We start from the raw sequence: 19542 nt of genomic DNA, 5'->3' as shown, positions 1-19542 counted from the left end.
TGTAAATCTAAGCAATATAATTTCTATGACCAAATATAGAGCTACCAATCCTAACCATATTACTACCATTTTTTATAGCTAGTTCATAATCACCACTCATTCCCATTGAAAGTGTAGTTAGCTCTGATTTATTTATTCTTTCTTGTAAAAAGAATGTATGTAGTGATGAAAATTCCTCAGATAACTGTTGTTCATTATCAGTAAATGTTGCCATTCCCATAAGTCCAGTAATTTTTATGTTCTGTAAACTTTTAAATTCTTCTGAGGCTATTATTTCTTTTGCTTGATCAAATGATAAACCAAATTTAGAATCTTCCTTGGCAATTTTTATTTGAAGTAAACAATTAATTATTCTATGGTGTTTTTTTGCTTGTTTGTTTATTTCTTGTAAAGTTTTTAAGCTATCAACACCATGAATTAAGTTTACAAAATGAGCCATGTATTTTACTTTGTTTCTTTGTAAATGCCCAATCATGTGCCATTCAATATCTTTAGGAAGTGCCTCAAATTTGGAAGCCATTTCTTGAATTTTATTTTCTCCAAATATTCTTTGACCAGTATCATATGCTTCTTGAATATCTGAAATAGGCTTAGTTTTAGAAACAGCCACTAGCGTAACATGTTTAGGTAATAAGTTTTTTATTTTCTGTAAACTTTCTTTTATCATTATAACGATATAATTTAAAACTCATAAATGGTTAATGCACTTCTTAGTTTAGGTTCAATGTATGTAGTTTTAGGAGGCATTAATAAGCCGATATCAACAATCCCTTTTAATTCGTCAATATTGGTAGGTAACATTCCGAAAGATACTTTAAAAGAACCTTCATCTACTTTAGTTTTCAATTCTAACCCTCCAGATTTGTTTTGTGAGTAAATTATTTTAGAATCATTTCTAATATCATCAATACCTAGAATAGGCTTTAACACTGTTTGATATAAAATTTGAGCATCTAATTTACTTAATTCATTAGTGAATTCATAAGCAGATTTACGTAAACTTAAAGAATAGAAATCACCATTTAAGTACATGCTAAAATTATACTTTTCTTTTGGTTTGTATAATTCTAAGCCTTTATTCTCTATTTTGAAAATAGTATCTAATTCAATTAGAAAACCATCAACAGTTAATCCGTTTAAGTCCTTTATAAATCGATTAAATTCATAAATATTTAGTTGACTTTCTGGTAATAAATAACTCATAAAAAAGTTATAATTTTCATTACCTGTATGATCTGGATTTTCTTTAGCTAAATGTTCAGCAAGCATGCACGAAGAAGTAGAGCGGTGGTGCCCGTCTGCAATATATAAAGTATCTACTTTTTCAAATGCTGATGTAATTTTTTTAATATCAACTTTATTACTTATAATCCAAAGTAAGTGAGTTTCTTTATCAGTTGTAGTGAATTCATATTCAGCTCTGTTTTTTTGATATTTATTTATTATAGAAGTAATTTCATCATTATCAGGATAAGTTAATAAAACAGGTTCAGCATTGAATCCAGTGTTTCTAAGGTAATCTTCAAACAGTAATTCTCTTTTTCGTAAAGTACCTTCATGTTTTTTTATTACATCATTATGATAATCATTAACAGAAGTAGCTGAAATAATCCCACAAAAAGAATCAGTGGGGGTTATCTTTTTATAAATATAAAAAGCTGGAATTTCATCTTGAGTAAAATAACCATCCTCTTTAAATTCAAGGTAACGATTATGAACCAGTTTAAAGCGTTGATCACCAGATATTTCTTGTTGGTGATATTTGTAGCCAGGATTTACAACATGTAAAAATGAAAAAGGGTTAAATGCTAATTTAGCATCTAATTGTTCTGCAGGATAAGCTTCATAAGATTTTGAAGATACCAATGCTATTTTATCACGTGTAGCCCTAACAGCTTTAAAAGGTTTTACAATTGCCATATATTATTCAGAAAGTAGTTCAATAATTTGTTTTGCTAATTCAGTACCTATTCTATTTTGAGCTTCAAGAGTAGATGAGCCAATATGTGGAGATAATGACAAGTCAGTATTCATTAATAGTTGAATTTCAGGTGTTGGTTCATTTTCAAAAACATCTAAAGCAGCATATTTCACTTTGCCACTTTCAATGTAATTAACCAAAGCAACTTCATCTAAAACACCTCCTTGTGAAGTATTAACTATACCTACACCATCTTTCATGTCTTTAAATTGATCATTACCTATGACATATCCTTCATTAGAAGTAGTATGAAAAGTAATGAAATCGGCACTTTTTAATAATTCCTTTAAGGGCTCAGTTTCTACTTCAATATCTATAGATTGACCGTTGTAAAAAGGTACAGTTATAGTGTTTTCATCTGAATAATTTCCTGAAAATATGACTTTCATACCTGTTGCAAGCGCTATTTTAGCTACATCTTTACCTGAAGGGTCATTACCAATAATACCTAATGTTTTACCTTTAAGTTCAGTTCCAGCAGCAAACTCTCTTCTTAACGCATTAAATCTTGTTTCTCCTTCTAGTGGCATTTCTCTGTTGGCTTGATGTAAAAAACGAACCATACCAAATAAGTGAGCAAAAACAAGTTCGGCTATAGCTTGTGAAGTAGCTTCAGGAGTATTAATAACATGCACTCCATTTTCTTTTGCAAAATCAACATCAATAGAGTCCATATCTACACCACCACAACCAATTAATTTAATACTAGGGCAAGCTTCAATTAATTCTTCTTGTATTTGTGTAATTCCTCTAACTAGTATTGCATCTATATTGTTATCATTTATATAGTTTATAAGTTGCTCTTGTGCTACTTTAACAGTCAAAACTTCAAAACCTTTTTCTTCTAAAGCGTCAATTCCGCTTTGAGAAATACCATCGTTTGCTAATATTTTCATTTTTTAATTCAGTTTGACATCATTCATCTGAAAAAGAGAAGCTTTTTTTAAATGAATGATGACGTTATTTTTATGCTTTTCTTTCTAATTCTTGCATTACATCAACTAAAGCTTGAACGCTATATAGTGGTAATGCATTGTACATGCTTGCTCTATATCCTCCAACACTTCTATGACCGTGTAATCCATTAATGTTAGCTTCTTGCCACATGAAATCAAACTTTTCTTTTAAGTCTTTATTAGTTAATGTAAAAGTAGCGTTCATATGACTTCTATCATCTTCTTCAACAAGTCCTTTAAATAAAGGGTTTCTATCTATTTCATTGTATAAAAGTGCTGATTTTTGTTTATTAACACTTTCTATAAAGTCTATTCCTCCTAAATCTTTTAACCACTCTAATGTTAGCATAGATACATATATAGGAAAAACAGCAGGTGTATTAAACATACTATCTTTTTCTATATGAGTTTGGTAGTTGAGCATAGATGGAATTACTCGTTCAACTTTTCCTAATATGTCTTCTTTAACAATAACCAATGTTGTTCCTGCAGGCCCCATATTTTTTTGAGCTCCTGCGTAAATTAAGTCAAATTGAGAAAAATCCAATTGACGAGAAAAAATATCAGAACTCATATCGCATATCATTGGAACTGTAGTTTCAGGAAAACTTTTCATTTGAGTTCCGTAAATAGTGTTGTTACTTGTACAGTGAAAATAATCAGCGTCGCTAGGGATTTTATAATTTTTTGGAATATAATTAAAGTTTTTATCTATCGAAGAAGCTACTTCGTCTAATTCTCCAAATAATTTAGCTTCTTTTATAGCTTTACTACTCCATGTTCCTGTATTTAAATAAGCTGCTTTTTTATTTAATAAATTATACGCTGTCATTAAAAATTGAGAGCTAGCTCCTCCGTGTAAAAAAAGAGCTTTATATCCTTTGTTTTGTAAGCCTAATAATTCTAAAGCTAAACTTCTAGCATTTTCAATAACATCAACAAAAGGTTTACTTCTGTGTGAAATTTCAATTAATGATAAATTGTCATTGTTAAAATTAATAACAGCTTCAGAAGCTTTTTGAAGTACTTCTTCAGGTAAAATACATGGACCTGCGCTAAAGTTATGTTTTTTCATTTTTTTACTTGTGTGTTGTTAAGCAAAGATGCAAATTATACGAATTTAAACCTTATAAATTAGTTAAAAAGTCTAGAGTGTTAATTCCATCAGCATAGTCCCATAACTTAGGCTTTTGAGTATGTCCAAAAGGTATTTCATTTTCAATAAAATTATTAGAAGTAATACATTGTATTTGTTCTTTATCTTGAAATAATTTTATTTTCAAATCATCTGAATTATCATAATATTCATAAAAAACAGAAGCAATTGGTGAAGCATAGCTTTTATCTTCTTTAATCATTAAAAAACCGTTTTCAAGAATATCAAATTCGCTCATTAAATATACTGCTTTATTATAATCATAGTTATTAGCATATTTTGCATTATTGATAATTTCATGACGCTTATACATTCCTTTAAAAAAACTGTCAAAATTATAATTTTTAGGAACAAAAAGCTTAGAAACTGAACGACAACCTAAACCAAAATATTTAAAAATATCATCACTTAAACTTTCTAAATCACTTTCAGTTTCGTTTCCAGTAATAACAGCAACAGAATTTCTGCTTTTTCTAATAATATTAGGCTTGTTTTTAAAATAATACTCAAAATATCTAGCAGTATTATTACTTCCAGTAGCAATTACAGCATCAAAAGTAGTTAGTTTTTCATTTGTAAAAACTATTTTTCCTTTTAGCTCAGGAGAAACGTACTCTAGATATTTAGCTAAAAAAGGAAGTAAATGTTTGTCATTTGACGATTGTTTTACTGTTATAGAGTGACCAGCAATAAGTACAGATAAAAAATCATGAAACCCAACTAAAGGAATATTTCCTGCCATTATTACTGCTACATTTTTAGAGATCCCTTTGCCTAGTTGTTCATTTTTAGTCCATTGAGTTAAGTTATCAAAAGTCAATGCTTCTGCCCAACTTTGAGTTGCAAAAAATAAATTATCACTAGTAAACCATGTATTGTTTTCACCTGCTATTTTTAACTGATGCTTGAAGCCTTCAAAAAATAAATCATTATGAAGTACATTTTCTTTTTGTGCCATTTTTTCTGAAGAAAACTGACTTAAAAAGCTCCCTAATTCACTAAAAGCTTTTATTCTACCTTTTATGTTATCCATTTATTTTGGTTCTAAATTAAATTGGAACTATTTTTGCGATTGCAAAGTTACAAAACTGAAAGTGATTTATTATGGCAATTATAATAACAGATGAATGTATAAATTGTGGTGCTTGTGAACCTGAGTGCCCAAATACAGCTATATATGAAGGTGCTGATGATTGGCGTTATGCTGATGGTACCGATTTAGAGGGTGATATTGTATTACCAAACGGAAATAACGCAAATGCTGAAGAAGAGCAAGAGCCAATTTCAGATGAAATTTATTATATTGTTGCAGATAAGTGTACAGAATGTAAAGGATTTCATGAAGAGCCTCAGTGTGCGGCTGTTTGTCCTGTTGATTGTTGTGTGCCTGATGATGATAATGTTGAAACTGAAGAAGAGTTGTTAGGAAAACAACGTTTTATGCATAACGAATAATTTTTTTTGAAAATAAATTTAAATCCTGAGTTTTAGCTCAGGATTTTTTTGTTTTAAAAAATCGTAATTTCAAAAAATATTTTCGACAAAAACTTATAAACCGTTTTATAAAATGAAAAAAATAATTTTAGTAATACTAGTTTTAGTAGTATTCATATCGTGTAATAAGTCTGTTAAAAAACAAAAAATCAAAAAAAGTTATCCAGAGAGTTTAGATAAGGTTATAGAAAAGCATGGAGGAATTGATGTTTGGAAAAGCTATAAAACATTATCTTTTGCTGTAAAAAATGAAGAACATACCACTGAATTAAATTCAAGAAAAGCAGTTGTGAGTACAGATAAATATTCATTAGGATTTGATGGAGAAAATGTTTGGTTGAAAGAACAAGATTCTGCTGCTTTTAAAGGGAATCCTGAATTTTATTATAATTTGTATTTTTATTTCTATGCAATGCCTTTTGTATTGGCAGATGATGGAATAACATATTCAGAAACTAAACCTCTAGAATTTGAGGGAGTATCTTATCCAGGTATAAAAATATCATATAAAGCAAATGTAGGAACTTCTCCTGATGATAATTATTTTATATATTACCATCCAGAAACATATCAAATGGAATGGTTAGGGTACACTGTTACTTATTTTTCTAAAAAACCATCTAGTAAATTTAATATTATTAGATATAATGATTGGGAAAATGTTAACGGTTTAGTATTGCCAAAATCAATAACTTGGTACAAGAAAAATGAAGAAGGTAATCCACTAGAACCTACTAGAGAACCTACTCAATTTTCTTCAGCATTGTTAAGTAAAGCACCATTAGCTGATAGTTTTTTTGAAAAACCAAAACAATAAAATAATATTATGAGTCCCCAAAAATATACATGGAAACGTGAATACACACTTGTTTTAGTAGCCAATTTAGTGTACTTAGTACTGTTTTATATAATTACTAATATTTTTAATAACTAGAGTATGCAAAGTATTGATTGGATAGTTCTTTCGTTAACGTTAGCGTTTATTGTAATTTATGGAGCATGGAAAACTAAAGGTAGTAAAAATGTTGAAGAGTATATAAAAGGGGGCAATGATAGTAAATGGTGGACCATTGGGTTGTCAGTAATGGCAACACAAGCAAGCGCGATAACTTTTTTATCCACACCAGGACAAGCTTTTCATAGTGGAATGGGGTTTGTTCAATTTTATTTTGGGTTACCTATAGCAATGGTAATTATCTGTTTAGTTTTTATTCCTATTTACCATAAATTAAAAGTATATACTGCTTATGAGTTTTTAGAAGGGCGATTTGATAAAAAAACAAGAACGTTAACAGCAATATTATTTCTTATTCAAAGAGGTTTAGCAGCTGGAATTACCATTTTTGCACCTGCTATTATATTATCGGCTGTTTTAGGTTGGGATTTGATTACTTTAAACGTAATAATTGGGTTATTAGTTATTATTTATACAGTTTCTGGTGGAACTAAAGCAGTAAGTGTAACTCAAAAGCAACAGATGGGGGTCATTTTTGCAGGGATGTTTATTGCTTTTTATATTATTTTAGATTACTTACCAGACGGAATAACGTTTACAAAAGCTCTTGAAATAGCCGGTGCAAGTGATAAAATGAAAGTGCTAGATTTTTCTTGGGATTTAAATAATAGATATACAGTTTGGACAGGTATTTTAGGAGGAACATTTTTAATGCTTTCGTATTTTGGAACTGATCAAAGTCAGGTTCAAAGGTATTTATCTGGGAAATCAGTAAGAGAAAGTCAGTTAGGATTAATTTTTAACGGATTGTTAAAAGTGCCTATGCAGTTTTTTATTTTGTTGGTTGGGGTAATGGTATTTGTATTTTACCAGTTTAATAGTTCTCCATTAAATTTTAATGAGAAATCGATTAATAAATTATTAGAGTCAAAATATTCTAAAGAGTATAGGGATATTGAAAACAGAAATAAACTTCTTTTTTTAGAAAAGAAAAAGCTAAGTGAAAGAATGATTGTTTCAAGTGATTTAGAATTAAAGAAAAAATTATCCGTATTAAATTTAAAACAAGAATCTTACCGTTTACAAACTCAATTTTTAATAAGAAAATTAGTGGACTCAGCTTATGCCTTTAAATATGAAAAGTTATCTAAAAAAGTTAATAGAAATGAATATAAATCAAAGGTAGAACATGATCTTTTAACTAATGAGTTAAAAGATCTTTATAAGGATGCAGCTAAGCACAAAGAAACCAATGATAAGGATTATGTATTTATTCAATTCATATTAAATAATTTACCAAAAGGATTAATTGGTTTATTGTTAGCTGTAATATTATCAGCTGCTATGTCGTCTACAGCCTCTGAATTAAATGCCTTAGCTTCAACAACAGCGATGGATTTATATAAAAGAAATGTTACTAAAGAATATTCTGATGCTCATTATGTAAAAATGTCTAAATGGTTTACTTTAGGTTGGGGTATTTTAGCTATTATAGTAGCCTGTGTAGCTAATTTATTTGATAACCTTATACAATTGGTAAATATTATCGGTTCTATATTTTATGGGAATGTTTTAGGAGTGTTTTTGTTAGCCTTTTTTATAAAAGCTGTAAAAGGAAATGCAGTGTTTATAGCTGCGATTATAACTCAAATATTGATTGTTACTGTATGGTATCTAGATTGGTTACCATATTTGTGGTTAAACGCTTTAGGTTGCGGATTGGTAATGTTAATAGCTGTTTTAATTCAAATATTAGATAAGAATATATTTATAAATGATAACGACTAGAAAAGCAACATTGGAAGATTTACCAGTGTTATTAGAGTTTGAACAAGAGATAATTAAGGCTGAACGTCCTTTTGATGTAACTTTAAAGGAAGAAAAAATATCTTATTATAACATTAAAGCAATGATTTTAGCTGATGATATTGAAGTGATAGTAGTTGTTGATAATGATATGCCTGTAAGTTCAGGTTATGCAAGTATTGTAACTCCAAAAAAATATTTCAAGTTTGATAAGTTTGCTTATTTAGGTTTTATGTATACAATTCCATCACATAGAGGAAGAGGAATAAATAAAATTGTTGTACAGACTTTATTTGACTGGATTAAGTCAAAAAAAATTCATGAAGTACGGCTTGATGTTTATACTGAAAATATAGGGGCTATTAAAGCTTATGAAAAAGCAGGTTTTAAAAAGAATTTGTTAAACATGCGAGTTGATTTAAGAAATGTATTGTAATTAAGTATCAAGAAAATTAATTAAAGTTAACAAATAAAAAAGCCTGGAAATAATTAAATTTCCAGGCTTTTTTATTGTTTTAAAATGAAATTATTTCATTTTAGCTAAAAAGTCTTTGTTCATTTTAATATAGTCAGCATTCCCTCTTTTTTCAGCACCAGCTAAAGAAGCTTTAGCAGCTTTAATAGCTCCTTTTTTATCTCCTGCTTTTGCTAAGATTAATGATTGTTGACGTAAATACCAAAAACGAGGTTGATCTTTAGTCATATCGATTGCTTTGTTAATCCATGTTCTAGCTTTGTTTATATCTTTACCTTCTTGTAAGTAATATACAGCAGAAGAAAAATAGTCACCAGCACTAGGACCTTGCATAACTTTAGCAATACTAGCTTCAACACCTTTGTCAGTAGGAGTATTAAATTTAACACCTACATAAACGTTTTCCCATAACATACCTAAAACTGCAGAATTGTTAGTAAGATCATCAATAGTAATTGTAAATGATTCTATTTTCATTGGCATTGGCACTACTTTAGCAGTAGTTGTAAGCGCAGCTTTTTTATCGTCCCACTTTTGAGGAGTTCCCCAATTATTAGAGTCAGCATAAAAAATCACTTCCCAAGAAGTTTTACCTGGTTTAGTGTATAGTGCATAGGTACCTTTTTTTAATTCTTTTCCGTCAATAGTAACATTATCACTAAATGTAACTTTTGTATTAGCATTAGCACCAGTTCTCCATAATTTACCATAAGGAACTAAGTCTCCAAAAATAGTTCTACCTCTCATTCCTGGTCTAGAATACTCTACAGAAACATCAGATAAACCTACTTTTTGTTCAAGTTTTGAAGAAGGACTCGGAGCTGGAGTTTTTACTTGAGCATTTATGTTTGTTGATAAAGCCACAACAAACAAACTTAATAATATTTTTTTCATGATATGAATGGGTTTGTTTTTAATTAGTTTGCTAAAATTACAACGAAAATAAATGGAAAATGTTAACAAAAGCTTAAAATAACGAAGCGTATATTTGCAGTCATGAAAAAATATATTTCTGAATTAATAGGTACGTTTTCACTTGTTTTTTGTGGAACAGGAGCAATGACTGTAAACGAAATAACCGGTGGAACTGATTTAACTCATGTTGGTGTTGCAATAACTTGGGGGTTGATAGTAATGGCTATGATTTATGCTTTTGGAGAAATTTCAGGAGCACATTTTAATCCAGCGGTAACTATTGCTTTTGCGTATGCTAAAAAGTTTTCATGGAAAGAAGTTCCTAAGTATATTATAGCTCAATTATTGGGGGCTTTATTGGCAAGTATACTATTATGGATTATATTTCCAGATAGTGAATATTATGGAGCAACAATACCTGTTTTAGAGCCTTGGAGAGCTTTTGTATTAGAGCTATTATTAACGTTCTTTTTAATGCTTACGATTATTAATGTTTCTACAGGAAGTAAAGAAGTAGGAGTAATGGCCGGTATAGCAATTGGAGGAGTGGTTTTATTAGAAGCTATGTTTGCAGGTCCTATGACTAAAGCATCTATGAACCCAGTTCGTTCTATAGCTCCTGCTATAGTATCTGGACATTTTGAGCATTTATGGTTATATATTTTAGCACCAATCTTAGGTGCATTACTAGCAGTAGTTTCATGCAAATTGGTAAAAGACGATAGTTGTTGTGATGGAGCGTGTTAGTATTTTGGGATGCGGATGGTTAGGAAAACCATTAGCAATTGATTTAATAAATAATGGATACGGAGTAAAAGGGTCAACTACTTCTGAACAAAAAATGGATGTTTTTAGAGCTTTAAAAATCATTCCTTTTTTAGTAGATATTTCTTTAGATAATGATATTAGTGATTTTTTAAATTCTGAAATTCTAATTATAGCTATTACCTCTAAAAATATAGAAGACTTTAGTAATTTGATTTCAAGGATAGAGAAATCACCTGTGAAAAAGGTGTTGTTTATTAGTTCTACTTCTGTGTATCCTAGTTTAAATAAAGAAATGACTGAAGAAGATAAAACTGTTAATTCTCCTTTAGTTGAAATAGAGGGGCTATTTTTAAAAAACAGAAGTTTTAAAACTACTATTATTCGATTTGCAGGTCTTTTTGGTTATGATAGGCAACCAGGAAATTGGTTTAAAAACAAAGCAATACCATACTCTAAAGGTTTTGTGAATATGGTACATCAAGACGATTGTATATCAGTTATAAAGGAGGTGATAATTCAAGATGCCTTTGGTGAGGTATTTAATGTTTGTTCAAATCATCATCCAACTCGTGAAGAATTTTATAAAAATGCAAGAAAGATATTGGGAAAAGAGCCACCAGTTTTTGATAACTCTATGCCTTTACAGTACAAAATTATAAATTCAGAAAAAATACAAAAAGTATTAAAATATACTTTTACTCATGATAACTTATTGAGTATTTAACTATATTTTTTCTTTCTCCAATAATTAAAAGAAAAACCAAAAAATGTTAATAGTATAAGTGGAATTCCAATGTTTAAAAATTGCCAAAAACGTTTTTCTGTATAGGCTCTTTGTTTATCTAAAAGATTAATTTGGATAGTTTTATTTCTAAGTTGAATGAGTCCTGTGTCATCTAATAAGTAATCAACGGCATTTAATAAAAACTCTTTGTTTCCGTAATATGCACCTGTCCATTTGTCTTTTGATAAATCATAAGGTTTTCCTTTTAAAAGTTGATTTTTAGCGATATCACCATCTGCTATCACAATCATTTTATTTTCTTTGGTATCAGAAGAAAAGCTTGGAGTGTTAAATGGTTTGACACGATTTTTATAAGCAGAAGTAAATTTCCCTTCTAATAAAACAGCTAATAATTGTGGACCACCATTATATTCATTCTGTTTTGGTTGTTTACTAATACTTTGTAGTTCAACAAAATTAGGTGTACCAATTTTTTTTGTTAGTACTGATGATATAAATAAAGGTGTTTTTTTAATATTTCCTTTTAAAGTGTCAATTTGAGTGGTAAATTGAAAACGAACTGGTGCAATGTTTTTTGTGATTGGATGATTAGGGTTTCCATTAACTAATGGGTGATAAAACCAATTGAGATGTTGAAATTGTGCTTGATTACCTATGTTTCCTGTAGCTAGCGGGATTTTAGCGCTATATAAATCTTGAATAAGTTTATTGTTAATTCTAACTTGGTAGCTAAAAAGTAAGTCGGTTAAATTTAAATCACGAGGAAAAGCTAACATTTTACCTTCATTGTATAAACTATCAGTGTCAGCATAGTTTGTGTCTACCATCCATAAACTTCTACCTCCATTATTAATGTATTGATCTAAAACTAATTTTTCTTTTTCAGTAAAACGTTGAGTAGGTTTAGCTATAAAAGCTAAGTCGTATTTAGTTAAATCAGTTAATGTTTTTTGAGGATTATTTTCGGTACTGTCTAATGTGAATTTAGCAAGTCTGTATTTGTTTTTCAGTTTAGATAGAATACTATACAAATACATATCACTCAATTCTCCATTTCCAGAAATAACAGCTATTTTTTGTTTAGCTTTTTTAGAAATTAAACTAAAAGCACTAGCAAACGAATATTCTAGTTTTTCAATAGCATTTTGTAATTGAGCTTCTTGAGTTTTTAAAGCTGAATCTGGTAATAAAGAAACTAATTCTGTTTTGTTACCATAACTTATTTCAGCCCAAGGAAAAATAATAGCTTCAGATAAGTTTCCATTTTCATCAACAGTTAGTCTGCTAGGAAGCATTCCTTTTTTAATAAGTTCCTCTCTGATATTATCAGGATTAATAAAACGAAATCGTATGTTTGAGTTTTCAGCTTGTAGCTCTTCTAAAAACTGACGAGTTTCTATTTGTAAACGTTTAAATTCTGAAGGAAAATTACCTTCTAAATATACATTTATTAATAAAGGATTTTCAAATTTATTGATTAGTGTTGTACTTACTTTTGATAAAGAATAACGTTTGTTGTGAGTGATGTCAAAACGTTTATATACACTTTTACTTATATAGTTTATAACTAATATACCTATAAAAACGAATAGTATGTGTTGAATTTTTTTACTCATTTTTTAATTGTTGTTTAGTAATGAATAAAAAGAAAAAAGTAACACAAATAAAGTAAATAATATCACGAGTGTCTATTACACCGCGACTAATACTTTTATAGTGTTCATTAATTCCGAATTGTTTTAGCGTGTATCCAGATTTTCCTATAGAACTACTTATAGATTCAAACCCAAAAAATAAAATAAAAGTGATAAATACACTTATGATAAAAGCTACTATTTGATTTTTTGAAAGTGTTGAGGTAAATAAACCAATTGAAGTGTATGTAGCTGCTAAAAAGAATATTCCAATATAGGAACCTAGTGTGCTACCCATATCGATATTACCAATAGGTTTGCCTAGGTTGTGAATTGTGTATACATACGTTATTGTAGGTATTAAAGCAATACTAACTAATAATAAAGAAGCAAAGAATTTTCCAAGTACAATTTGCCAGTCTGTCAAAGGTCTTGTTTTTAATATTTCAATAGTTCCGTTGCTAAATTCATCTGCAAAACTTTTCATGGTGATAGCAGGAATTAAAAACAATAGTAACCAGGGAGCCAAGTAAAAAAAGCTGTTAAGATCAGCAAAGCCAGCATTTAAAATATTTAAATTGTCATTAAACACCCATAAAAACAATCCGTTTACAAGTAAAAATACACCAATAACTAAATAAGCTATGGGTGAGGAAAAAAATGAGTTAAATTCTTTTTTAAGTATGGCTAACATATATGATTATAATCTGTTTTTATTAATCCTAAAATAATATTATTTTCAAAATCTACATCTTTTTTTTCAGATCGAATGTTAAAATTATGTTTCTTTAATAAGCTTATAGAGTTCTTGTTTTTTTTGTGCGTATAAGCTTCAATTTCATTTAAAAGGAGTTTGTTGAAACCATAGTTTAAAACTTCTTTTAAAGCTTCACTCATAAAGCCTTTTCCTTGAAAATCAGTATGTAATTCATATCCAACTTCGGCATATGTAAAGACTTCATTAAAATGACGCAACCCAATAGAGCCTATTAAAATATTATTGTACTCAATAGCCCAATACACACCTTTGTTGGCGTTAATTAATTGGTCAATCATTTTTATAAAGTCTTCTATATCCGAAATCCTTTTAGGAACAGGTCTGTCAATAAATTTATTTACTTCTTTGTTAGAACGTATCTCAAAAGTAGCTTTTTGATCACTATCAACAAGCTTCCTTAAAACTAAACGTTCGGTTTTTAAAATAGGAAAAGGATTAAATAATTCTTTCATTAAAGCAAAGATGCTAATTTATCAACACTCCATGCAACTGGTTTATCATTAAAAAGAATTTTAGTTTTTGCCCAAACTCCTTTAAACAGTTCAGAGTTTCTGTAATTTTCTAAATCTTCTTCTGTTTCCCAGTAACTATAGGTAAAAAATATATTAGGGTTCGTTTTGTCTCTATACAACTCTAATAAACGACAACCTGATGATTTTCGTATGTATTCTTTCTTTTCATTAAAATTAGCAAGAAATTCTTCAGTTTTTTCTGAGTGGAAACTCATTTTCACAATACGTACAAACATAATTATTGGTTTATTGTTACAAATTCAGGCTTAACAATATCTTCAAATTCAATAGTAATAGTATCTCGATACTTTAAACCAAGTAGGGTAGAGGCTCCTCCAACAGTTTTTAAGTTACTTCTATAAATAGCAATTTCAAGAAAGTCAGCTGAATTAAAAAGAGCTAGCTTGTCTCCATCATATTGTCTTTTTTCTTCAGGTAATGTATAGTCAACAATTTCATTATAACCATTAAGTACTTTTTTAAATTGATACCTACTAGCGTTTATAATAAAGTTACGCCCCTTACCAATTGAGCTAAATAACTTCTTATTAATATTTGTAATTGCATTACCATAATTATCAATATAAATAACACCACCTTTAATAATAGTTTGTTGTTGATTTACTTTTGGTTGAATTTCAGTAATCTTTTTATAGTTTGAAATTTCTTTACCTATAACATTTAAATTACCACCACGAGCAATATGTGAAGCTACTTTAACAAATATATCTAAAACAGGAAAGCTACTATTTGTATGATTATGGATGTTTATTTCAACAATTCGAGTAGGGTTTACTTCTGATGCAATCATGGAAATTAATCCATTATCAGGACAAATAAAAAACTGATTATCTAATTCAATAGCTATATGTTTATTATCAATACTTAGCTCTGAATCTACACCAATAATATGTATGGTGTTGTCAGGGAAACTCTTGTAAGCATTTTTTAAAATATATGCAGTTTCAGTAATGTTAAAAGGAGATATGTCGTGAGTTATATCTACTATAATAGCATTTGGTAGCTCTGAATAAATAGCTCCTTTTACAGCCCCTACAAAGTGGTCTTTAGTTCCAAAATCAGTAGTTAATGTAATAAGAGACATTAATATTAGTTACTTGTTAATTAAATTGTGAAAAATTATATTGAAAATTATAGCAAAACTAAGCAATTCAATAAAAATAATCATTATTTTTAGTGTGAATAATATTAAAACTTATATCATTTGAACGAACGTATTATTGAATTAACAGAAATTAATCCAAACGACTTTTTTGGAGCTCAAAACAGCACCATAAGTCAATTAAAAACATACTTCCCAAAAATAAAAATTGTTGCTAGAGGAAATAAATTAAAAATTTATGGAGAACCCGAAATTTTAGATGAATTTGAAAAGCGTGTTGGTATGCTAATCAAATACTATATGAAGTATAACAAACTTGATGAAAATGTTATAGAACGTTTAATAACCTCTACAGGAAAAGAAGATAAGCCACAGTCAGGAAAAGTATCTGATGTATTGGTACATGGAGTTAGTGGTAAACAAATTAAAGCTCAAACAGAAAATCAACGTAAAATGGTTTCGTTAATGACGAAAAATGACATGTTGTTTGCTGTTGGTCCAGCAGGAACAGGAAAAACGTATACAGCAGTAGCATTAGCTGTTAGAGCATTAAAGGAGAAAGAAGTTCGTAGAATAATTTTAACAAGACCAGCGGTAGAATCTGGTGAGAATTTAGGATTTCTTCCAGGTGATTTAAAAGAGAAACTAGACCCTTATATGCAACCGTTATATGATGCATTAAGGGATATGATTCCGCATGAACGATTAGAGTCTCATTTAGAAAAAGGAATAATTCAAATTGCACCTTTGGCCTTTATGCGTGGAAGAACATTAGATAATGCTTTTGTTATATTAGATGAAGCACAAAATACTACACATGCCCAAATGAAAATGTTTTTAACAAGAATGGGAGTGCATGCTAAGTTTATTATTACTGGAGATCCTGGACAAATAGATTTACCCCGTAAGCAGATATCAGGTTTAAAGCAAGCATTATTGGCTTTAAAAGATATTAATGGAATAGCGCAAGTATACCTAGATGATAAAGATGTTGTACGTCATCGTTTAATAAAGAAAATTATTAAGGCTTATAAAAGTATAGAAACAGAATAAGATGTTAAATAAATTAAGTTTTCAAGAACATTTATCTTTAGGATACTTATTTTTAGTTGTTTTAGGTCTTGTTTCTGAAGCGATTTTTTATGGGTTTTTAGATATTAATTATTTAGAATATGTATCTATTTTAGATGCTCTTTTTTCTCCTATTTCCTTATTAATTAATAATAAATTGTTATTTGGAGTTTTTATTTTTTTTATGTTATTAACCTTTTTCTGGATTGTTAGATTTCCTAAAATTCATGAAAAAAATAAAGATAAAAAATGGTATCGTAAATTATATAAAGAAGATGCTAATAAAAAAGGAATTAAGGTAAGTAAGAAAAGTGGTTTTGTATTTGTTGTTTTGTACTTTTTGTTTGCTTTACTTTTAGGGTTTAGATTAGGTGCAGGAATTAATTATAAAAAGAAATTGACCAATATTAAATTTAAAAGTGATTGCTTATTAATTTTTAAAGATAATAGTAAATTAAAGGTTAAGAAAATAGGTCAGAACAGTGCTTATATCTTTTATGTGGAAGAAAAAGATAGTGTTGTAACTGCAACACCAATTTTAGATAATATTAAACAAATAAAAAGAATAAAAAAAGAAAAGTAAAAAACTTACATTTGCACACTACAACACAACAATAACTATAATGAATACAATTAACGAAACTAGTTTTCAGTTTCCTAATCAAAAAGCAGTTTATAAAGGTAAAGTAAGAGAGGTATACAACATTAATAATGATTTATTAGTGATGATAGCTTCAGATAGATTATCAGCATTTGATGTTATTTTACCACGTCAAATTCCTTTTAAAGGGCAAATATTGAATCAGATTGCAACTAAAATGATGAATGATACTGCGGATATTGTTCCAAACTGGTTGATAGCAAACCCTGATGAAAATGTAGCTGTTGGTCATTTATGTGAACCTTTTAAGGTTGAAATGGTAATCCGAGGATATTTGTCAGGTCATGCAGCTCGTGAATATAACACTGGTAAAAGAACACTTTGTGGTGTAGATATGCCTGAAGGGATGAAAGAAAACGATAAGTTTCCTTCAGCAATTATAACACCTTCTACAAAAGCTGATAATGGAGAACATGACGAAGATATTTCAAGAGAAGATATTTTAGCTAAAGGAATTGTTTCTGAAGAAGATTATTTAGTATTAGAAGATTATACACGTAAATTATTTCAAAGAGGTACTGAAATAGCTAAAAAACGTGGATTGATATTAGTTGATACTAAATATGAATTTGGAAAAACTAAAGAAGGAAAAATTGTACTGATTGATGAAATTCATACTCCAGATTCATCTCGTTATTTTTATGAAGAAGGGTATGCTGAGCGTCAAGAAAAAGGTGAAAAGCAAAAGCAATTATCTAAAGAATTTGTACGTCAATGGTTAATTGAAAATGGTTTTCAAGGAAAAGAAGGACAACAAATTCCTGAAATGTCAGATGATAAAATTATTGAAATATCTAATAGATATATAGAGTTATTTGAGCAAATTACTGGAGAAACTTTTATCAAAGCAAATACAGATAATGTATTAAAGCGTATAAATGATAATGTAGTTGATTTCTTAAATGGATAGTAAAAAAATAAGTATTAGACCCGTTTTAAATTTGTCATCATCAATTCCTATTGAAGATTTTCAAAATAGAACTGTACGTCCAATCTTAAAATTACAAAATGAATTAATAGTAGAACTATTTATGTTTTTTTGTGCTAAACAAAAAATAGATATTTTAAACATAAAAAGAGAAAAGTTCAATAATACAGTAAATACAATAACTAGAAAAAATATAACTTTAAGAAATCAGTTATTAGGTTTAATTATTGGTCAATTTACAGTAAAAGAATTTGAGTTTTATAAAGAAAATGATTCAGAAGTAAACAAACGAATTTTAACAATGATTGGTCAAAGAATAAAAGATAACCAATCAGAAATATAAAATTTTAAAACAAACAATAATGATTATAGAACCAAGAACAAGAGGGTTTATTTGTTTAACATCACACCCATCAGGTTGTGAGGAGAATGTAAAAAATCAAATTGAATATATAAAGTCAAAAGGTAAAATAGAAGGAGCTAAAAAAGTATTAGTAATAGGTTCTTCAACTGGTTTTGGTTTAGCGTCAAGAATAACAAGTGCATTTGGATCAGATGCAGCTACAATTGGAGTGTTTTTTGATAAGCCAGGAACTGAAGGTAGACCAGGTTCACCAGGGTTTTATAATACAGCAGCTTTTGAAAAAGAAGCCCATGCTGCCGGTTTGTATGCAAAAAGTATAAATGGAGATGCTTTTTCAAATGAAATAAAAGAAGAAGTTATTAATTTGATAAAAGAAGATTTAGGTCAAATTGATTTGGTTATTTATAGTTTAGCATCTCCGGTAAGAACACATCCAGTTAGTGGAAAAAGATTTAAATCGGTATTAAAACCGATAGGTGGAGAGTTTTCAAATAAAACAGTAGATTTCCATACAGGTAAGGTATCTGAAATATCTATAAAGCCAGCTGAGGGTGATGATATTGAAAATACAGTAACTGTAATGGGAGGAGAAGATTGGAAAATGTGGATGGATGCTTTAAAAGCAGAAAACTTATTATCTGAAGGAGCAACAACAGTAGCCTATTCATATATAGGGCCATCTTTAACAGAGGCTGTTTATAGAAAAGGTACAATTGGAGCTGCTAAAGATCATTTAGAAGCAACTGCTTTTACAATTTCAGATGATTTAAAATCTATAGGAGGTAAAGCTTATGTTTCTGTAAATAAGGCTTTAGTAACACAGGCTAGTTCTGCTATTCCAGTAATTCCATTATATATTTCATTGTTGTTTAAAGTAATGAAAGAAAAAGGAATTCATGAAGGTTGTATTGAGCAAATTCAACGTTTATATAGTGAAAGACTATATGGAGGAGATATAGCTCTAGATGATAAAGGTAGAATTCGTATTGATGATTGGGAAATGCGAGAAGATGTTCAATCTGAAATCGCTGAATTATGGAAAACAGCAACTTCTGAAAACTTATCAGAAATAGGAGATTTAGAAGGGTATAGTAATGATTTCTTTAATTTATTCGGATTTAAAGTTGAAGGAGTTGATTATAATGCAGATGTAAATGAAGTAGTAAAAGTGCCTAGTATTTCATAGATAAAAAATATAGATAAATAAAAACCTCATAGAT

22 protein-coding genes are annotated in these 19542 nt (G+C 29.0%); 11 read left to right on the top strand and 11 right to left on the bottom strand.

The window, feature by feature from the left end; genetic code table 11:
* Positions 1-7 precede the first annotated feature (7 nt).
* The 5 genes from DS884_RS15255 to DS884_RS15235 all read right to left on the bottom strand — a co-directional run bounded on the left by DS884_RS15255 (position 8) and on the right by DS884_RS15235 (position 5126).
* A complete protein-coding gene (locus DS884_RS15255; RefSeq protein ID WP_410529733.1) occupies positions 8-667 on the bottom strand; it encodes a YggS family pyridoxal phosphate-dependent enzyme in 660 nt (219 codons plus the stop codon).
* 14 nt (positions 668-681) lie between these two features.
* Complete coding sequence (locus tag DS884_RS15250) at positions 682-1920, bottom strand: DUF1015 domain-containing protein (protein WP_113787366.1); 1239 nt, start codon at positions 1918-1920, stop codon at positions 682-684.
* A 3-nt stretch (positions 1921-1923) separates the two neighbouring features.
* Positions 1924-2877, bottom strand: a complete 954-nt coding sequence (locus DS884_RS15245; protein ID WP_113787365.1) for an NAD(P)-dependent oxidoreductase — start codon at positions 2875-2877, stop codon at positions 1924-1926.
* A 70-nt stretch (positions 2878-2947) separates the two neighbouring features.
* Positions 2948-4012 carry a 3-phosphoserine/phosphohydroxythreonine transaminase gene (gene serC, locus DS884_RS15240; protein WP_113787364.1) on the bottom strand — a complete coding sequence of 355 codons (1065 nt, stop codon included), beginning with the start codon at positions 4010-4012 and terminating at the stop codon, positions 2948-2950.
* Positions 4013-4064: 52 nt separating this feature from the next.
* Positions 4065-5126, bottom strand: coding sequence for an acyl-CoA reductase (locus tag DS884_RS15235; RefSeq protein WP_113787363.1), 1062 nt, complete (start codon positions 5124-5126; stop codon positions 4065-4067).
* A 71-nt stretch (positions 5127-5197) separates the two neighbouring features.
* Here DS884_RS15235 and DS884_RS15230 point away from each other — a divergent pair, with 71 nt between their 5' ends.
* From DS884_RS15230 to DS884_RS15215, 4 genes are all read left to right on the top strand, one after another.
* Complete coding sequence (locus DS884_RS15230; protein WP_093871623.1) at positions 5198-5548, top strand: 4Fe-4S dicluster domain-containing protein; 351 nt, start codon at positions 5198-5200, stop codon at positions 5546-5548.
* 112 nt (positions 5549-5660) lie between these two features.
* Entirely contained in the window at positions 5661-6404 is a 744-nt protein-coding gene (locus DS884_RS15225; RefSeq protein ID WP_113787362.1) for a DUF6503 family protein, read from the top strand.
* Between the two features lie 120 nt (positions 6405-6524).
* Entirely contained in the window at positions 6525-8330 is a 1806-nt protein-coding gene (locus tag DS884_RS15220; RefSeq protein ID WP_113787361.1) for a sodium:solute symporter, read from the top strand.
* Positions 8317-8784, top strand: a complete 468-nt coding sequence (locus DS884_RS15215; RefSeq protein WP_113787360.1) for a GNAT family N-acetyltransferase — start codon at positions 8317-8319, stop codon at positions 8782-8784. Before DS884_RS15220 ends, DS884_RS15215 begins: the two co-directional genes overlap by 14 nt.
* A gap of 90 nt (positions 8785-8874) precedes the next feature.
* Here DS884_RS15215 and DS884_RS15210 read toward each other — a convergent pair whose 3' ends face one another.
* On the bottom strand, positions 8875-9717 hold the full coding sequence (locus DS884_RS15210; RefSeq protein ID WP_113787359.1) for a DUF2911 domain-containing protein: 843 nt from the start codon (positions 9715-9717) through the stop codon (positions 8875-8877).
* A 102-nt stretch (positions 9718-9819) separates the two neighbouring features.
* On the opposite strand from DS884_RS15210, the gene DS884_RS15205 reads away from it, so the two are divergent.
* Positions 9820-10485, top strand: coding sequence for an aquaporin (locus DS884_RS15205; protein ID WP_113787358.1), 666 nt, complete (start codon positions 9820-9822; stop codon positions 10483-10485).
* The gene (locus DS884_RS15200; RefSeq protein ID WP_113787357.1) at positions 10472-11230 is read left to right on the top strand and encodes an NAD(P)-binding domain-containing protein; all 759 of its coding nucleotides are present in this window, start codon (positions 10472-10474) and stop codon (positions 11228-11230) included. Before DS884_RS15205 ends, DS884_RS15200 begins: the two co-directional genes overlap by 14 nt.
* On the opposite strand, the gene gldG is transcribed toward DS884_RS15200, so the two are convergent.
* From gldG to DS884_RS15175, 5 genes are read right to left on the bottom strand one after another with little or no spacing between them, the layout of a single operon-like run.
* Positions 11227-12867, bottom strand: a complete 1641-nt coding sequence (gene gldG, locus DS884_RS15195; protein WP_113787356.1) for a gliding motility-associated ABC transporter substrate-binding protein GldG — start codon at positions 12865-12867, stop codon at positions 11227-11229. The genes DS884_RS15200 and gldG overlap by 4 nt on opposite strands.
* Complete coding sequence (gene gldF, locus DS884_RS15190; RefSeq protein WP_113787355.1) at positions 12860-13579, bottom strand: gliding motility-associated ABC transporter permease subunit GldF; 720 nt, start codon at positions 13577-13579, stop codon at positions 12860-12862. The genes gldG and gldF overlap by 8 nt, the downstream gene beginning before the upstream one ends.
* Entirely contained in the window at positions 13573-14115 is a 543-nt protein-coding gene (locus DS884_RS15185) for a GNAT family N-acetyltransferase (RefSeq protein WP_113787354.1), read from the bottom strand. The genes gldF and DS884_RS15185 overlap by 7 nt, the downstream gene beginning before the upstream one ends.
* Positions 14115-14411 (bottom strand): putative quinol monooxygenase, encoded by a 297-nt coding sequence (locus DS884_RS15180; RefSeq protein WP_113787353.1) that lies wholly within the window; start codon positions 14409-14411, stop codon positions 14115-14117. The genes DS884_RS15185 and DS884_RS15180 overlap by 1 nt, the downstream gene beginning before the upstream one ends.
* 2 nt (positions 14412-14413) lie before the next feature.
* Positions 14414-15280, bottom strand: a complete 867-nt coding sequence (locus DS884_RS15175) for an S-adenosyl-l-methionine hydroxide adenosyltransferase family protein (RefSeq protein ID WP_113787352.1) — start codon at positions 15278-15280, stop codon at positions 14414-14416.
* Between the two features lie 120 nt (positions 15281-15400).
* Here DS884_RS15175 and DS884_RS15170 point away from each other — a divergent pair, with 120 nt between their 5' ends.
* Genes DS884_RS15170 through fabV form a run of 5 tightly spaced genes read left to right on the top strand, consistent with a single transcriptional unit; the run spans position 15401 to position 19508 of the window.
* The gene (locus tag DS884_RS15170) at positions 15401-16351 is read left to right on the top strand and encodes a PhoH family protein (protein ID WP_093871611.1); all 951 of its coding nucleotides are present in this window, start codon (positions 15401-15403) and stop codon (positions 16349-16351) included.
* Position 16352: 1 nt separating this feature from the next.
* The gene (locus DS884_RS15165; RefSeq protein ID WP_093871610.1) at positions 16353-16952 is read left to right on the top strand and encodes a hypothetical protein; all 600 of its coding nucleotides are present in this window, start codon (positions 16353-16355) and stop codon (positions 16950-16952) included.
* 40 nt (positions 16953-16992) lie between these two features.
* Positions 16993-17940: a phosphoribosylaminoimidazolesuccinocarboxamide synthase gene (locus tag DS884_RS15160; RefSeq protein WP_093871609.1), complete on the top strand. Its 948-nt coding sequence runs from the start codon at positions 16993-16995 to the stop codon at positions 17938-17940.
* Positions 17933-18301 carry a glyoxalase gene (locus DS884_RS15155; protein ID WP_113787351.1) on the top strand — a complete coding sequence of 123 codons (369 nt, stop codon included), beginning with the start codon at positions 17933-17935 and terminating at the stop codon, positions 18299-18301. The genes DS884_RS15160 and DS884_RS15155 overlap by 8 nt, the downstream gene beginning before the upstream one ends.
* A 19-nt stretch (positions 18302-18320) precedes the next feature.
* Complete coding sequence (fabV, locus tag DS884_RS15150) at positions 18321-19508, top strand: enoyl-ACP reductase FabV (RefSeq protein ID WP_113787350.1); 1188 nt, start codon at positions 18321-18323, stop codon at positions 19506-19508.
* Positions 19509-19542: the final 34 nt, after the last annotated feature.

This window comes from Tenacibaculum sp. E3R01 (assembly GCF_003318185.1).
In the GTDB taxonomy this organism is placed as follows: domain Bacteria; phylum Bacteroidota; class Bacteroidia; order Flavobacteriales; family Flavobacteriaceae; genus Polaribacter; species Polaribacter halocynthiae.
Note: the sequence above shows the minus strand (reverse complement) of the source record. Positions and strands in the feature narration are given on the sequence as shown.

Bases quoted from the DNA above. Each gene is read 5' to 3' on its own strand.
- DS884_RS15255 (WP_410529733.1), bottom strand. From the start codon at position 667: ATGATAAAAGAAAGTTTACAGAAAATAAAAAACTTATTACCTAAACAT.
- DS884_RS15250 (WP_113787366.1), bottom strand. From the start codon at position 1,920: ATGGCAATTGTAAAACCTTTTAAAGCTGTTAGGGCTACACGTGATAAA.
- DS884_RS15245 (WP_113787365.1), bottom strand. From the start codon at position 2,877: ATGAAAATATTAGCAAACGATGGTATTTCTCAAAGCGGAATTGACGCT.
- serC (WP_113787364.1), bottom strand. From the start codon at position 4,012: ATGAAAAAACATAACTTTAGCGCAGGTCCATGTATTTTACCTGAAGAA.
- DS884_RS15235 (WP_113787363.1), bottom strand. From the start codon at position 5,126: ATGGATAACATAAAAGGTAGAATAAAAGCTTTTAGTGAATTAGGGAGC.
- DS884_RS15230 (WP_093871623.1), top strand. From the start codon at position 5,198: ATGGCAATTATAATAACAGATGAATGTATAAATTGTGGTGCTTGTGAA.
- DS884_RS15225 (WP_113787362.1), top strand. From the start codon at position 5,661: ATGAAAAAAATAATTTTAGTAATACTAGTTTTAGTAGTATTCATATCG.
- DS884_RS15220 (WP_113787361.1), top strand. From the start codon at position 6,525: ATGCAAAGTATTGATTGGATAGTTCTTTCGTTAACGTTAGCGTTTATT.
- DS884_RS15215 (WP_113787360.1), top strand. From the start codon at position 8,317: ATGATAACGACTAGAAAAGCAACATTGGAAGATTTACCAGTGTTATTA.
- DS884_RS15210 (WP_113787359.1), bottom strand. From the start codon at position 9,717: ATGAAAAAAATATTATTAAGTTTGTTTGTTGTGGCTTTATCAACAAAC.
- DS884_RS15205 (WP_113787358.1), top strand. From the start codon at position 9,820: ATGAAAAAATATATTTCTGAATTAATAGGTACGTTTTCACTTGTTTTT.
- DS884_RS15200 (WP_113787357.1), top strand. From the start codon at position 10,472: ATGGAGCGTGTTAGTATTTTGGGATGCGGATGGTTAGGAAAACCATTA.
- gldG (WP_113787356.1), bottom strand. From the start codon at position 12,867: ATGAGTAAAAAAATTCAACACATACTATTCGTTTTTATAGGTATATTA.
- gldF (WP_113787355.1), bottom strand. From the start codon at position 13,579: ATGTTAGCCATACTTAAAAAAGAATTTAACTCATTTTTTTCCTCACCC.
- DS884_RS15185 (WP_113787354.1), bottom strand. From the start codon at position 14,115: ATGAAAGAATTATTTAATCCTTTTCCTATTTTAAAAACCGAACGTTTA.
- DS884_RS15180 (WP_113787353.1), bottom strand. From the start codon at position 14,411: ATGTTTGTACGTATTGTGAAAATGAGTTTCCACTCAGAAAAAACTGAA.
- DS884_RS15175 (WP_113787352.1), bottom strand. From the start codon at position 15,280: ATGTCTCTTATTACATTAACTACTGATTTTGGAACTAAAGACCACTTT.
- DS884_RS15165 (WP_093871610.1), top strand. From the start codon at position 16,353: ATGTTAAATAAATTAAGTTTTCAAGAACATTTATCTTTAGGATACTTA.
- DS884_RS15160 (WP_093871609.1), top strand. From the start codon at position 16,993: ATGAATACAATTAACGAAACTAGTTTTCAGTTTCCTAATCAAAAAGCA.
- DS884_RS15155 (WP_113787351.1), top strand. From the start codon at position 17,933: ATGGATAGTAAAAAAATAAGTATTAGACCCGTTTTAAATTTGTCATCA.
- fabV (WP_113787350.1), top strand. From the start codon at position 18,321: ATGATTATAGAACCAAGAACAAGAGGGTTTATTTGTTTAACATCACAC.